This is a genomic window from Streptomyces sp. NPDC102360 (assembly GCF_044766085.1).
Classification (GTDB): domain Bacteria; phylum Actinomycetota; class Actinomycetes; order Streptomycetales; family Streptomycetaceae; genus Streptomyces.
Genome location: NZ_JBIWLG010000003.1, coordinates 298,937 through 313,169 on the forward strand (window position 1 = coordinate 298,937; position 14,233 = coordinate 313,169).

Annotated in this window: 14 protein-coding genes; 6 read left to right on the top strand and 8 right to left on the bottom strand. The window is 71.2% G+C overall.

The genetic code is table 11. The features are described from left to right. Window positions 1-122: 122 nt before the first annotated feature. Window positions 123-1,664, top strand: a complete 1,542-nt coding sequence (gene mftG / locus ACIRHA_RS15655; protein ID WP_403845159.1) for a mycofactocin system GMC family oxidoreductase MftG — start codon at window positions 123-125, stop codon at window positions 1,662-1,664. A gap of 30 nt (window positions 1,665-1,694) precedes the next feature. Here the strand turns inward: mftG and mftR are convergent, their stop codons facing one another. Next, a complete protein-coding gene (gene mftR, locus ACIRHA_RS15660) occupies window positions 1,695-2,330 on the bottom strand; it encodes a mycofactocin system transcriptional regulator (RefSeq protein WP_403845162.1) in 636 nt (211 codons plus the stop codon). Between the two features lie 135 nt (window positions 2,331-2,465). Here mftR and ACIRHA_RS15665 point away from each other — a divergent pair, with 135 nt between their 5' ends. The 3 genes from ACIRHA_RS15665 to ACIRHA_RS15675 are packed head-to-tail and all read left to right on the top strand — an operon-like array spanning window position 2,466 to window position 5,901. Then, complete coding sequence (locus tag ACIRHA_RS15665) at window positions 2,466-4,253, top strand: aldehyde dehydrogenase family protein (RefSeq protein ID WP_403845165.1); 1,788 nt, start codon at window positions 2,466-2,468, stop codon at window positions 4,251-4,253. Then, window positions 4,250-5,086 carry a TauD/TfdA dioxygenase family protein gene (locus ACIRHA_RS15670; protein ID WP_403845167.1) on the top strand — a complete coding sequence of 279 codons (837 nt, stop codon included), beginning with the start codon at window positions 4,250-4,252 and terminating at the stop codon, window positions 5,084-5,086. The genes ACIRHA_RS15665 and ACIRHA_RS15670 overlap by 4 nt, the downstream gene beginning before the upstream one ends. Next, window positions 5,083-5,901 carry an SDR family NAD(P)-dependent oxidoreductase gene (locus ACIRHA_RS15675; protein ID WP_403845170.1) on the top strand — a complete coding sequence of 273 codons (819 nt, stop codon included), beginning with the start codon at window positions 5,083-5,085 and terminating at the stop codon, window positions 5,899-5,901. Before ACIRHA_RS15670 ends, ACIRHA_RS15675 begins: the two co-directional genes overlap by 4 nt. 2 nt (window positions 5,902-5,903) lie before the next feature. Here ACIRHA_RS15675 and ACIRHA_RS15680 read toward each other — a convergent pair whose 3' ends face one another. From ACIRHA_RS15680 to ACIRHA_RS15705, 6 genes are all read right to left on the bottom strand, one after another. Then, the gene (locus ACIRHA_RS15680) at window positions 5,904-6,743 is read right to left on the bottom strand and encodes an SDR family NAD(P)-dependent oxidoreductase (RefSeq protein ID WP_403845172.1); all 840 of its coding nucleotides are present in this window, start codon (window positions 6,741-6,743) and stop codon (window positions 5,904-5,906) included. 47 nt (window positions 6,744-6,790) lie between these two features. Then, window positions 6,791-7,552 (bottom strand): SDR family NAD(P)-dependent oxidoreductase, encoded by a 762-nt coding sequence (locus ACIRHA_RS15685; RefSeq protein ID WP_403845174.1) that lies wholly within the window; start codon window positions 7,550-7,552, stop codon window positions 6,791-6,793. Next, the gene (locus tag ACIRHA_RS15690; RefSeq protein ID WP_403845176.1) at window positions 7,549-8,844 is read right to left on the bottom strand and encodes an amidohydrolase family protein; all 1,296 of its coding nucleotides are present in this window, start codon (window positions 8,842-8,844) and stop codon (window positions 7,549-7,551) included. Before ACIRHA_RS15690 ends, ACIRHA_RS15685 begins: the two co-directional genes overlap by 4 nt. Before the next feature lie 30 nt (window positions 8,845-8,874). Beyond that, complete coding sequence (locus ACIRHA_RS15695) at window positions 8,875-9,195, bottom strand: hypothetical protein (RefSeq protein WP_403845178.1); 321 nt, start codon at window positions 9,193-9,195, stop codon at window positions 8,875-8,877. Between the two features lie 108 nt (window positions 9,196-9,303). Continuing rightward, the gene (locus ACIRHA_RS15700; RefSeq protein ID WP_403845180.1) at window positions 9,304-10,446 is read right to left on the bottom strand and encodes a thiolase family protein; all 1,143 of its coding nucleotides are present in this window, start codon (window positions 10,444-10,446) and stop codon (window positions 9,304-9,306) included. Next, window positions 10,439-11,914 carry a class I adenylate-forming enzyme family protein gene (locus tag ACIRHA_RS15705; protein WP_403845183.1) on the bottom strand — a complete coding sequence of 492 codons (1,476 nt, stop codon included), beginning with the start codon at window positions 11,912-11,914 and terminating at the stop codon, window positions 10,439-10,441. The genes ACIRHA_RS15700 and ACIRHA_RS15705 overlap by 8 nt, the downstream gene beginning before the upstream one ends. A gap of 58 nt (window positions 11,915-11,972) precedes the next feature. Here ACIRHA_RS15705 and ACIRHA_RS15710 point away from each other — a divergent pair, with 58 nt between their 5' ends. Beyond that, window positions 11,973-12,737, top strand: a complete 765-nt coding sequence (locus ACIRHA_RS15710; protein WP_403845186.1) for an SDR family oxidoreductase — start codon at window positions 11,973-11,975, stop codon at window positions 12,735-12,737. 45 nt (window positions 12,738-12,782) lie between these two features. Then, window positions 12,783-13,799, top strand: coding sequence for a 2Fe-2S iron-sulfur cluster-binding protein (locus ACIRHA_RS15715; RefSeq protein ID WP_403845188.1), 1,017 nt, complete (start codon window positions 12,783-12,785; stop codon window positions 13,797-13,799). 44 nt (window positions 13,800-13,843) lie between these two features. Here ACIRHA_RS15715 and ACIRHA_RS15720 read toward each other — a convergent pair whose 3' ends face one another. Beyond that, on the bottom strand, window positions 13,844-14,152 hold the full coding sequence (locus ACIRHA_RS15720) for a hypothetical protein (protein WP_327674687.1): 309 nt from the start codon (window positions 14,150-14,152) through the stop codon (window positions 13,844-13,846). Window positions 14,153-14,233 lie beyond the last annotated feature (81 nt).

The following is a 14,233-nucleotide window of genomic DNA, read 5'->3' on the forward strand; positions in this document are numbered from 1 at the left end:
AGGGGTGGTTGAGGGTGTGCGCGAACGGATCCGAGAGTATTGGCATGCGATGCCAAAAGAAAGGGTGCGGGCATCACCGGGGGCTTGCGCGCTGCCGTCGCGGCGGGATTTGATCCGGTCCCATGGCTCCGATCACGTCCGCGCGCCCCGATGTCCTGGTCGTCGGTGCCGGTGGCGCCGGTGCCGTGCTGGCGGCGCGGCTGAGCGAGGACGCCGACCGGAAGGTGCTGCTGCTGGAGGCCGGCCCCGTGCCGTCGTCCTTCGCGTCGGCCCTGCTGGACGCGCGCCTCGTACCGGGCGCCCGGCCGGACCACCCCGCCACCTCCTCCCATGCGGTACGGCTCACTCCGCAGCGGCCGTGGTCGGTGCCGCGCGGGCGGGTGCTCGGCGGTTCCACCACGGTCAACGGCGGGTACTTCGTCCGGGCCAGGCGCGCGGACTTCGACCGGTGGGCCGCGGCGGGCCATCCTGCATGGGCGTACGAGCGGGTGCTGCCGTTGCTGCTCGCGCTGGAGGACGATCTCGACTTCGGCCGGAGCGGCGTGCACGGAGACGGTGGGCCGATGCGTGTCACGCGCGAACCTGTGACCCACCCCGCCGCCGTGGCCTTCCGCGACGCCACCCGGAGGCTGGGTTTCGCCGCCGAGCCCGACAAGAACGACCAGGGCCCGCCCGGCTTCGGGACCGTGCCGTCGAACTCCGTCGACGGCGTGCGGCGCAATACCGGGCTCGCCTACCTGTCGGCGCCGGTTCGCGAACGGCCCAACCTCACCGTGCTGGGCGGCTGTTCCGTATTACGCGTGGTGGTCGAGCGCGGACGCGCCACGGGGGTCGTGGTCGAGCGCGACGGGGCACGGGAGACGCTCGATGCCGGGTGCGTGGTGCTGAGCGCGGGGGCCCTCGCCACGCCGCACCTGCTCCTGCTCTCCGGTGTCGGCCCGCGCGCGGATCTCGAACGGGCCGGGGTAGCCGTCGTCCGCGACGCGCCCGCAATCGGCGCACGCCTCTCCGACCACCCGCAACTGGTCCTGGGCTGGCAGCCACACGACGACTTGGAACCACCCACGACCAGCTGGCTCGGCGGGTGCCTGCACCTCAACTCCCGTGAGCTCGATGCCGGTTGCCCAGGTGATATCGAGATCCTCCAGTCACTGGTGCCGATGGCCGGGCTCGTCGGTGGGACCGTACGAGCGGCCGGCGCGCCGCTCTCGTTTCTCGCCTCCGTCCAGACCCCGCGTCCCACCGGTCGCCTGCGACTGCGCTCCGCCGATCCCGCGGTGTCCCCCGTCGTCGACTACGACTACCTGCACGACGCCGAGGTCCTGCGTCGCCTGCGCGCGGCCGTCCGCGTCACGGCCGACCTCCTGCACACCGCGCCGTTCACCAAGCTCTCCGGCGGCCTGCTCGCCCCCGGGCCCGGCGCCCTCGCCGACGACCGCGCGCTGGACGGATGGATCCGCGACCACCTCGGCACGGCCCAACACACCTGCGGGACCGTCCCGATGGGCCCCGCCGTCGACCAGTACGGGCGGGTGCACGGGATACGCGGGCTGCGTGTGGCGGACACGTCGATACTGCCGGAAACACCGCACCGGGGCCCCGCCGCGACCGCCGTACTGATCGGTGAGCTGATCGCCGACGCGTTGCGGCGCGAGCTGCCCTGAGGCACCCACCGCACATCCACCACACGCCCACTACACAGAGGACGACGCCCCGCCGAGGCCTTCCTCGAGCCGCCGGATCGCCGTGTCGAGCAGCTCGCTCAACTCCGCCTCGGGCACCGCGAGCCAGTGCTCGTACGCCGTGACCGCCGCCGCCAGGACCGCGTGCCCGAAGAGGCGCGGGAGCGCGTCGGACGCGGCGAGGCCGAGGCGCCGGGCCGCGAAGTCCGTGACGATGGCGCGCCATGCGGCGTACCGCAGTGTGGCATCGGCCTGGAGGGTGGGCACGGTCAGGATGAGCCGCATGCGCTCCCGGTGCCAGGGCACGACGGTGGCGTCGAACCGGTTGAAGTCGACGACGGCCGCGCGCAGCGCCGTCATCAGCGCAACGCTTGGACCGGTGGCGTGCAACAGCTCGCGAAACCCGGTCAGTTGCTGCTCGAAGTCGCCCCACACGAGGTCGTTCTTCGACGCGAAGTAGCGGAAGAACGTCCGCCGCGCGATGCCCGCCGCACTTGCGATGTCATCGACGGTCGTCGCGTCGAAGCCCTGCCGGGCGAAGAGTTCGAAGCCGATCCGTTCGAGGTCGGCTCGGGTCGTGGCGCGCGGGCGGCCGCTCCTCGGCGCACGGGCGACCGGTTCGGCCACGCCCGTCCTCGGTGAGTCCACATCCGCTCCTTCGTCCGGGGGAACAAGATACCGGCACCCTTTGAGAACAAGGTTCTCTCAAGAGAGAAATGCCGATACCATCCAGGCGTTCCGTTCCCGCGTCCCTTCCGTTGCCCGGTCGGCGAAGGAGCCGCCATGACCAAGTACGTCCTGCACGTAGAGTCCCGGCCCGCGAGCGAGGAGGCCCTGGACGCGTTCAACCGCTGGTACGACGAGGTCCATCTGCCCGAGATGGTGGCGCTCGACGGCTTCGTGTCCGCCGTCCGCTATGCGCCACGCGAGCCCGGAGGGGCGTACATCGCGCACTACGAGATCGAGGGCGATCCGCAGCAGGCGATGAAGAACGTGACCGCGGCGGCGGCCGACGGGCGACTGCACATGTCCGACGTGATCAGGCTGGACCCCGCGCCGCGCATGCAGGTCCTGAAGCTCACCACGGAGTACCCGGGACGTCCCCTCGCCTCGCGGCGCCAATTCATCGACGGCCGGCTCGTCGCCGCCGACACCACCTTCGCCTCCTACAACCCTGCCACCGGCGAACTCCTCGGCCACGCCCCTGAAGCCACGGAGGAGCAGGCGCGGCAGGCCGTGGCCGCCGCCCGCCGCGCCTTCGACACCACCGGCTGGGCCACCGACCCGGACCTGCGCCGCCGCTGCCTCGACCAGCTGCACGGCGCCCTCGTCGAACACCGCGAGGAACTGCGGGAGTTGACGATCGCGGACGCCGGGTCGCCGCGCATGCTCACCTACGCCGCGCAGTTGGACGAGCCGATCGAGCTCGTGCGGTACTACGCGGACCTCCTCGACGACCACTCGTTCGTCGACGACATGGGTGTGGTCGAGTACCAGGGGCAGCAACACCACCGCTGGGTGGAGTGGGAGGCCGCCGGGGTCGCCGCGGCGATCATCCCGTACAACTACCCGAACCAGTTGGCCCTGGCCAAGCTGGCCCCCGCGCTGGCGGCAGGCTGCACGATCGTCCTCAAGGGCGCGCCCGACACACCCCTGGTGACACTGGCCCTCGGCGAGCTGATCGCCGAGCACACCGACATCCCCGCCGGTGTCGTCAACGTCCTGTCCTCGTCGCGGGCTTCGGTCGGCGAGGTGCTCACCACACACCCCGACGTGGACCTGGTGAGCTTCACCGGGGCGAGTCCGACCGGGCGGCGGATCATGGCGGCGGCGAGCGACACCGTCAAGCGGGTCTTCCTGGAACTCGGCGGCAAGTCCGCGCTGGTGGTCCTCGACGACGCCGACTTCAAGAACGCCGCCACATACGCGGCGTACATGATCTGTCTGCACTCCGGGCAGGCATGCGCGATCACCTCACGGATGCTGGTGCCGCGCCGCCACCACGACACGATCGTCGAGCAGGTGGCACGACGCATGGAGCGGGTGCGCGTCGGCGACCCGAACGACCCCAAGACGTACATGGGTCCCCTCATCAGCGAGCGGCAGCGCGACAAGGTCGACGGCATGGTGCGGCGGGCCGTCGCCGCGGGCGCCACGCTCGTCACCGGCGGGCAGCGCATCGACCCCGGCTACTTCTACGCGCCGACACTCCTGGCGAATGTCGCCCCGGACAGTGAGATCGCCCAGGAGGAGGTCTTCGGCCCGGTCCTCGCGGTGATCCCGTACGACGACGATGACGACGCCGTGCGCATCGCGAACAACTCCGTGTACGGGCTGTCCGGGGCCGTACTGAGCGCCGACCGGGAGCGGGCGCTCGCGGTGGCGCGGCGCGTCCGCACCGGAACGTTCAGCATCAACGGCGGCAACTACTTCTTCTCCGACACTCCGTTCGGCGGCTACAAGCAGTCCGGCATCGGACGGGAGAAGGGTGTCGCGGGCCTGGAGGAGTTCATGGAGCGCAAGACCTTCGGTGAGGTAGAGGTACCGGACGCGCAGGGAGAGGGCCGATGACTGTCACCGTCTCCGAGCTGACCCCGACCACCGGGGTGCGGATCACCGGTCTGTCCGGCCACCGCCTGGTGGACAAGGCGGTGGCCGAGGAGTGCCGTCAGGCCCTCGACCGTCGCGGCGTCGTCGTCTACCGCGACGCGGACCTCTGCGACAGCGACCTGGTCGCCTTCAGCCGGCTGCTGGGCCAGGTCGTGCCGATTCCGCACGGCGGCGTGCCCGATCATCCCGAGGTGCAGGCCATCACACGTGACCCGTCGAAGAGCCGGCTCGCCGCCTATCGCGAGGCGACCTTCTTCTGGCACATCGACGGCACCACCAGTGAAGTACCGGACAAGGCAACCCTGTTGACTGCCCGACGAATCGACGGAGGCGGAGGCGGCGACACCGAGTTCGCCAACACCTACGCCGCGTACGAGGCCCTGTCCGAGGCCGAGCGCGCCGAGCTTGAGGGCGTGCGCGTCGTGCACAGCTTCGCGGCCTCCCAGCTGCACGTCACCCCGGACCCGACGCCCAAGGAGCGCGCGGCCTGGGACCGCAACCCGGCCCGTGAGCACCCGCTGGTGTGGACGCACCAGGACGGCCGCACGTCACTGCTGATCGGGACGACCGCCGGCGGGATCGTCGGCATGGAACAGGAGGCAGGCCGGGCCCTGCTCGACCGGCTCCTTCAGTGGACGGCGCAGCCGCGGTTCACGCTGCGCCACCAATGGCACCAGGGCGACCTGGTGATCTGGGACAACACCGGAATGCTGCACCGGGCGCTGCCCTACGAGCAGACCTCGTCGCGGCTGATGCACCGCACATCACTGGCGGGCGAGGAGGCCATCGCATGACCGGCACAGCCAACAGCGACACAGCCAGCACTGACACACCCGACACACCCGACACCGGCACGACACAGCGGCGTACGGCACTGGTGACGGGCGGGGGCTCCGGCATCGGCCGGGCCATCGCGCTGCGGTTGGCGGCGGACGGTTTCGCGACCGCCGTCCTCGACCTCAACAAGGAGGCCGCCGAGGCGGTGGCCGATGAGGCGCGGAAGAGCGGGCACGAGGCGATGGCGCTCGGCGGCGTCGACGTCTCCGACCGGACGCAGGTGGACGCCGCGGTCGAGGAGGTACGCGGCGCGTACGGACCGGTCCACGTGCTCGTCAACAACGCAGGGAAGACGGGCTTCAAGGAGTTCCTGAACATCACCGACGAGGCCTGGGACACCATCCTCGCCGTGAACCTCAGCGGCCCGTTCTATCTCTGCCAGGCCACGATTCCGCACATGATCGAGGCCGGCTGGGGCCGCATCGTCAACATCTCGTCGTCCAGCGCGCACTCGGGCCAGCAGTACATGACGCACTACGTGGCGTCGAAGTCGGGCCTCATCGGCCTCACGAAATCCCTGGCGCTGGAATTCGGGCCCAAGGGAATCACCGTGAACACGATCCCGCCGGGCTTCGTGGACACACCCATGCTGCGCGGCTCGGAGCAGCGGGGGGTGCTCGGCCACTCGGTGGAGGACATCGCGAAGGTCACTCCGGTGCGGCGGGCGGGGCGCCCCGAGGACATCGCGGCGGCGTGCTCGTTCCTCGTGTCGGAGGAGGCCGGGTACGTGACCGGGCAGGTCATCGGCGTCAACGGCGGCCGCAACACCTGAGGTCACAGGCCGGGGACGTGGTTCGCCCAGCCCGTCCCCGGCCAGTTGAACCAGCCCGACGACGCGTACGTGCCGCCGTCCGGATGCAGCGTCGTGCCCGTCACGTACGACGAGAGGGCCGACGCCAGGAAGACGACGCAGCCCGAGACGTCCTCGGGCCGGCCCGCGCGGGCCATCGGGATGGCGGTGGCGAGGGCCTCGGGGGTGGTGAGCGGGGCGGTGCCTTCGCCCGCGAGTCGGCGCAGGCTCGGTGTGGGTACGTAGTCCGGGGCGACGTTGTTGACGCGGATGCCGTCCGGGGCGAGCTCCACCGCGAGTGTGCGGGCGAACTGTTCGACGGCCGCCTTCGCCGCCGCGTACACCGCGAAGCCGGGGGCGGCGCGGTGTGCCTCGATGGTCGACACGTTGACGATGCTGCCGCCCCGGCCGCCCGCCCGGATCCGTGGCACGGCGAGCGAGCAGGCGTGCAGGACGTGGGTGAGGTTGGTGCGGATGAGGGCGTCCCAGCCGCGCGGTCGGGTCTCGGTGAAGGGGGCGCGGAAGGTGCCTCCCACGACGTTGACGAGGATGTCGAGGCGGCCCCATCGTGCGTCGACATCCTCGAACAGGGCCTGGAGCGCGGCCTCTTCGCGTACATCCCCGGTCCGTACGAGAGCGTCATGGCCCGCGAGCGCCTTCTCCAGTGCTCGGGCCGCCTCCTCGTCGCGGTCGAGGACGGCCGTGCGGACCCCGTTGGCGGCCAGGTCGTGCACGATGGCACCGCCGAGGCCGCCGGCGCCGCCCGTGATCACGGCGACGGTGCCGGCGAGGGCCGCCCGGCCACCGAACCAGTCGTCGGCCATCAGATGGGGACCTCCCCGTAGAAATTGCCGGTCGGTCCGGCCGGACGTCAGATGACCAGGCCCCCGTCGACCGGCAGCACCTGCCCGGTGACGAAGGAGGCCGCGTCGGAGGCCAGGAACACGAACGCCGGTGCCACCTCGTCGGGTTCGGCCCAGCGGGCGAGCGGGATACGGGCGAGCATGCCCGCGGCGAACTTCTCGTTGGTACGGATCGTCTCGGTCATCGGCGTCGCGGCGAGCGGGGCGACGGCGTTGACGAGGATGTTCTTGCGGGCCAGTTCACGCGCCAGGGACTTGGTGAGGCCAATGATGCCGGCCTTGGCGGCGGAGTAGTTGACCTGGCCGAGGGTGCCGGTGAGGCCCGCGGAGGACGTGACGTTGATGATCCGGCCCGTACCGTCCTCGGGGAGGTGGGCGAGGGCGGCCTGGGCGCAGCTGAAGGTGCCCAGGACGTGGATGTCGAGGAGGGCGCGGACGCTGTCCTCGGTCAGCTTGGGGAACATGGCGGGCGCGGTGACGCCCGCGTTGTTGACGAGGATGTGCAGGGTGCCGTCGGTGAGGGCGGCGGTCCGCGCCACGGCGTCGTCCGCGGCGGCGCGGTCGCGGACGTCGAGGGCGGCGCCCTCCGCCTTGCCGCCGTCGGTCCGGATGGCGTCGGCCGTGTGCTCGGCGGCGCCGCCGTCCACGTCGGTGACCAGGACGGCGGCGCCCGCGCGGGCCAGGGCGCGGGCGACGGCGGCGCCGATGCCGCCGGGCGCGCCCGCGCCGGTGACCAGCGCGGAGCGGCCGGTGAGGTCGAAGGGGTTCACTTCGCCGCCGCCGTGGCCGCGCGGGCCCTGGCCCGGAACGCCTCGAGCTTCTGCGAGGGCTCGACGACGCGCTTGCTGCGCGCCTGGATGGACACGTCGTGGCCGGCGGAGCGCCGCCGCAGGGCGCCGACCGTGGCGTCCTCCTTCTTGATGTGCGTGAAGGGGTCGAAGGAGTACCAGCGCATGGCGTTCTGGTACGTCATCTTGTTGGTGTCCTCGTCGGGGACCTGGTGCTCGGTGAGTACGCCGTGCAGCTCCTCGGGGGCGTCGGGCCACATCGAGTCGCTGTGCGGGTAGTCCGCCTCCCAGCAGATGTTGTCGATGCCGATCTCGTGGCGCAGCTTCACACCGATGGGGTCGCTGATGAAGCAGGTCAGGAAGTGCTCGCGGAACACCTCGCTGGGCAGCTTCCCGCCGAAGTCCTGCAGGGTCCACGTGGCGTGCATCTCGAAGGTGCGGTCGATGCGCTCCAGGAAGTACGGGACCCAGCCGGTGCCACCCTCGGAAAGGGCGATCTTCAGGTCCGGGTACTCCTTGACCGGGCGCGACCAGATGAGGTCGGCGGCGGCCTGCACGAGATTCATCGGCTGCAACGTGATCATCGTGTCCGGCGGCGAGTCCACCGACGGGACGGCGAGACGGCCGGAGGAGCCGATGTGCAGGTTCATCACGGTGTCCGTGTCGCACAGCGCCTGCCACAGCGGGTTCCAGTACTCGTCGTGGAAGCTGGGGAAGCCCATGGCGCCGGGGTTCTCGGTGAACGTCAGCGAGTGGCAGCCCTTCTCGGCGACCCGCCGCACCTCCTTGACGCAGGCGTCGACGTCCCAGATCGCGGGCAGCGCCATCGGGATGAAGCGGCCGGGGTGGGCGCCGCACCACTCGTCGATGTGCCAGTCGTTGTAGGCGCGCACCAGCGCGTACGACAGGTCGCTGTTCTCGGTCTCGAAGAGGCGGGCGGCGAAGCCGGGGAAGGACGGGAAGTTCATCTGCGCGAGGATGCCGCCCGCGTCCATGTCCTTGACGCGTTCGTGCACGTCGTAGCAGCCGGGGCGGATCTCGTCGAGGCCCTGGGGTTCGAGGCCGTACTCCTCCTTGGGGCGTCCGGCCACCGCGTTGAGCGCGACGTTGGGCAGGACGGCGTCGCGGAAGCGCCACACGTCGGTGCCGTCCTCGCGGTGTTCCAGGCGGGGCGCGTCGTCCCGGTACTTGGCCGGGAGGTGGTTCACGAACATGTCGGGCGGTTCGATGATGTGGTCGTCGACGCTGATCAGTATGAGGTCGTCGTGCTGCATGGCCGAGTGCCTTCCGTCCGATCCGCTGGGTCAGTCCGACGCGGGCAGCGCTTTGGCCGCCTTGATGGTCATCGGGGCGCCGTCGCAGGCGAGTTCGCCCGATCCGGAGGCGGTGCAGAGGAGTTCGAGGGTGCCCGTTTCATCCACGTACCGCTTGCCGATGAGGGTTGCGGGCTCGCCGGCGGAGCCGCCCGCTGCCGGGGGCGCGGTGTCGGCCGGGACCAACGGCGCGCCGCCGCAGGTGAGTTCGGGGGCAGGTCCCGGCTGAGCGCGAATGACGATCACTCGCACTCCGCCTGCGGCGCTGGCCAGTTGCAGACCGGGGCGCAGTTCCCGGACGGCTGACGTCATGGACGACTCCTCACTGCCGGTCCCCCGCCGATGCGGTGGGTTCTCCATCGATGCGGAAACTAGCTTCTCTGAATTCGGCAATCAAGATTTCGTACGGAACCGGTGCGCTCACGGCGCCGGAACCTCCACCACCACGGCCGAGCCCATACCGCCGCCCGCACACATGGCGGCCACACCGGTCCCGCCACCCCTGCGGCGCAGTTCGTGGACGAGCGTGACCAGCATCCGGCCTCCCGTCGCGGCGACGGGGTGACCCAACGAGCAGCCGCTGCCGTTGACGTTGACCGTGTCGGGGTCGAGGTCCAGGCGGCGCACGACGGCCACGCACATCGATGCGAACGCCTCGTTGATCTCGTACAGGCCGACGTCGCCTGTGCTCAGCCCCGCGCGGGCCAGCGCCTTCGGGATGGCCTGCACGGGCGCGAGTCCGGTGTCGGCCGGGTCGACGCCGACGGAGGCCCAGGCCCTGACCGTGGCGAGGGCGGGCAGTCCGAGGCGGTCGCTGACGACGGCGAGGGCCGCGGCGGCGTCGTTGCCGCCGGCCGCGTTGCCCGCGGTGATGCTGAAGCCGTCGATCTCGGGGTGCAGCGGCTTGAGCCCGGCAAGCTTCGCGGCCGAGGTGTCGCGGCGCGGGTGTTCATCGACGTCGAACAGCCCGTACGGCGTCTCGACCGGCACGATCTCGTCCTTGAAGCGGCCCTCGTCGATGGCCCGGATCGCGTTGCGGTGCGAGCGCAGCGCCCACGCGTCCATGTCCGCGCGGGAGATGTCCGCGGCGACGGCGGCGTTCCAGCCGACCGTGATCGACATGTCCAGGTTGGGCGCGTCGGGCCGGTCGGGGTGGGTGGGCGGCACCCATGGTTCGTCCGCGAAGGTCAGACGCGGCGACGTGGACGCCGAGTTCACCCCGCCCGCGATGACCACCTCGTCCATCCCGGAGCGGATCGAGGCCGCCGCCGACTGCACGGCGGCCAGCGACGCGGCGCAGTGCCGGTTGTGGGCGAGGCCCGGCACGGTGGTCAGTCCGGCGGTCAGCGCGGCGTGCCGGGCGATGACACCGCCGCCGTACAGGCCTTCGGCCAGCATGACGTCGTCGATGCGGTCGGGTTCCACGCCGAGTTCGGCGAGGCGGTCGGCGCTCGCGCGGACGATCCGGTCGGCGAGGGTATAGGCGTCGGTGTCGCGCAGGGTGCCCTTGCGGGCGGTGCCCACAGGGGTGCGCAGGGCGGAGACGATCACGGCTTCAGGCATGGGACTTCTCCGGGTTGTCCAGGGGGTCCGGCTCGGTCAGTTCGGCGATCAGCGTGCGGCGCAGCAGCTTTCCGGTCCCCGTGCGCGGCAGGTCGGCGCGGAAGACGACGGTGTCGGGGGTCTTGGAGGTACGCAGCCGGTTCCTCACCCACAGCCGGATCTCGTCCGGCTGGACGCTCTCCTCGTTGCCGACGAGGACCGCGACGATCCGCTGCCCCCACTCCTCGTCCGGCACCCCGATGACGACCGCCTCGCGCACACCGGGGTGTTCCAGCAGGACGTCCTCGATCTCGGCGGGGGCGACGTTCTCGCCGCCGCGGATGATGGTGTCGTCGGCGCGGCCCTCGACGTAGAGATAGCCGTCGGCGTCGAGGCGTCCCAGGTCTCCGGTGGGGAACCAACCCTCTGCGTCGAGCACACTGCGCCCGCTGTACTCGCCCGAGATCTGTTCACCTCGCACGTGCACGAGGCCGGTGGCCCCGGGCGTGCACAACTCCCCTGCCGGTGTACGTAGTTCGATCTCGACGCCGGGCAGCGGGCGGCCGACCGAGGTGAGCCGATCGCGCCCGACCCGATCGCCCGCGTCGAGCGCGGCCCTGTGGTCCTCGGGGCCGAGCACGGCGATCGACGAGGAGGTCTCGGTCAGCCCGTAGGCGTTGACGAAGCCCGTGTCCGGGAAGGCCCGCAGTGCCTTCTCGACGACCGCACGCGGGGCACGGGCCCCGCCGTACGCGAGGCTGCGCAGGGTGGGGACGCCGGCGTCCCCGTCCGCGGGGAGTTCCTCGACGATCCGGGCGAGCATCGTCGGGACGAGCATCGCGTGGGTGACCTTCTCCCGGCGCACCGCGGCGAGCCACTCACCGGCCGAGAACGCCGGAAGGTACACCACGCGGCGCCCGGTGTAGAGGTTCGACATCAGGTTCGTCAGTCCGGCGATGTGGTACGGCGGCACGGCGACGAGCGCCGCGTCGCGCTCGGCGGCCGAGTTGAACTCCAGCGTGTTCAACACGTAGGCGAGCAGGTGGCGGTGGCGCAGCAGGGCGGCCTTGGGGGCCGCGGTGGTGCCGCTGGTGTAGAGGATCACGGCGACCGCGTCCTGGTCCCAGGGTGCCTGGACGACGTCACCGGCCGAGGGCTCACCCGGATCGTCGAGCAGGACCTCCAGATCGTCGGGTCCGAGCCGCACGGCGTCCGGATGTCGCCCCTCGATGTCCGCCAACTGCTCTGTGCCCAGACGGTAGTTGAGGGGCACGAAGGGCACTCCGGCCAGCGCGCAGCCGAACAGTGCGACGGGGTAGGCGAGGTGGTTGGGCGCGCGATACAGCACCGCGGGGGCCGCACGGAAGCGCCCGGCGGCCCGGCGTGCGAGGCGCAGCAACTCGGCGGCGGACAGGGAGCGTTCAGCCAGGGAGACCGCGGGCCGCTCCCCCGCCGTCGCGGCCATTTCGAGAGTCATCACAATGTTCATGAGAGTGCTATTCTCGCTTCAGTAGAGCGGGACTTTCAAGAGTGGGGAGGTTGCGCACATGCAGATCACTGGTTGCTCCGCGATCGTGGTGGGCGGTACGGGCGGGCTCGGCGAGGCCACCGTGCGCCGACTGCACGCGGCGGGCGCGCAGGTCGTCGCCGCGGACGTCAACGACGAGAAGGGCAAGGCGCTCGAGGCGGAGCTCGGCATCCGGTACGTCCGTACCGACGCCACCGACGAGGACAGCGTCGACGCGGCGCTCGCGGAGGCCGAGGCGGCCGGGCCACTGCGCATCGTCGTCGATGTGCACGGCGGCCCCGCGACCGGCGGACGCCTCGTCGGCAAGGACGGCAGCCCCCTCCCCCTCGACGGGTTCCGCACCACCATCGACTACTACTTGACCGCGGTCTTCAACGTGCTGCGCCTCGGCGCGGCCGCGCTCGCACGCCAAGAGCCGCTGGAGGAGGGCGGTCGCGGCGTCATCGTCACGACCGCGTCCATCGCCGCGTACGAGGGCCAGATCGGCCAGCTCCCCTACGCGGCGGCCAAGGGCGGCGTCGCGAGCATGACGCTGGTCGCGGCCCGCGACCTGTCCCCCCTCGGGATCCGGGTCACCACCATCGCGCCGGGGACCATCAACACCCCCGCGTACGGGAAGGCCGGCGACCAGCTGGAGGCGTACTGGGGGCCGCAGGTGCCGTTCCCGAAACGCATGGGGCGCAGCGAGGAGTACGCGGCGCTGGTCCAGGGGCTGTGCGAGAACGACTACCTGAACGGCGAGGTCGTCCGCCTGGACGGCGCGCTGCGCTTCCCGCCGAAGTAGCCGTCACCTCACCGCAGTTCCCCTTGCATGTGAAGAAGGAGGCCCATGCCGAGCCCCCCGATGTTCCGGCGTGCGACCGTGACACGGATCGACCAGGAGACGGCCGACGCCCGTACGTTCACGCTCGCTCCGCTCGACGGGCCACTCACTTACGAGGCCGGGCAGTACTGCATCTTCCGTATCACCGTGGACGGGCGTCCGGCGCCGCGCGCGTACTCGTTCTCGAGCGCGCCCGGCTTCGACGAAGAGATCACCACGACCGTGAAGCGGGTGCCGGGCGGCGCCGCTTCCAACTGGCTGCACGACCATGTGCACGAGGGCGATGAGCTCGAACTGACGTCGGCGCGCGGCAGGTTCACCCTGCGCCCCGCCGACACCCCGCTCCTCGGGTTCTGCGGCGGCAGCGGCATCACGCCGGTCCTCTCCCTCGCCAAGAGCGCGCTGGCGGGCACCGATCGCCGCGTCCGGCTGCTGTGCGCGGACCGGGACCGCGGCCAGGCCATCTTCCACGACGCGCTGCACGACCTGGCGGCGCGGCATCCCGGCCGACTGGACGTGGTACGTCATCTCGACGACGTACGCGGCTACTTGGCGGCTGCGGACATCAAGGAGTTCGTCGGCGGCGACGCGGGGGCCGACGCGTATGTGTGCGGGCCCGAGCCCTTCATGGAACTGGTGGAGTCGGCTCTGGTCGGTACGGGGCGGGTGTTCAGCGAACGGTTCGGGGGCGGCGAGGCGGCGCCCGCGCCGGCAACCCCTCCCGCTCCCGCTCCCGTGAAGGCGGCGGGCACCGTCACCGTCGTCATGCAGGGGCGGCGCCTGACCATCGCCAAACGCTCCGGCGAGACCCTGTTGCAGAGCGCCCGCCGCGCCGGCTTCGCCCCGCCGTTCTCCTGCGAGGCGGGCAACTGCGCGACCTGCATGGCGATCCTGCGCGAGGGCACGGCGACGATGCGGGCCAACGACGCGCTCATGGACGACGAGGTCGCGGAGGGGTACGTACTCACCTGCCAGGCGATACCGGACGAGGACGCCGAGTCCGTGGTCGTCGAGTACGAGTGAACCGGCACCGATTCAACTGAACCACCACCGCTGACCGGCGGCCCTCAGACGGCCATGCCGTACACGATGGTGAAGACCGTGCCGAGCGAGCCGATGATGAACACCCCGGTGAGCCCCGCGATGATCAGGCCTTTGCCCTGTTCGGCGCTGAACGTGTCGCGCAGCGCGGTCGCACCGATCCGCTGCTTCGCGGCGCCCCAGATCGCGACGCCGAGGCAGAGCAGGATCGCGACGGCCATGACGACCTGGATCATCGTCTTCGCCTCGGCGCCCAGGGTCCCGAACGGGCCCCAGTCAGGGGCGATGCCCCCGATGATCGTGGTGATGTCGCCCTTGTCGGCGGCGAGCAGCATGTCGAGTCCTCCGTGGGGGTATGCGCGGTCGCCCCGCCCACCGGCGGACAGGGCCTGCTCCCCATGGTGTCCTGCGTGATG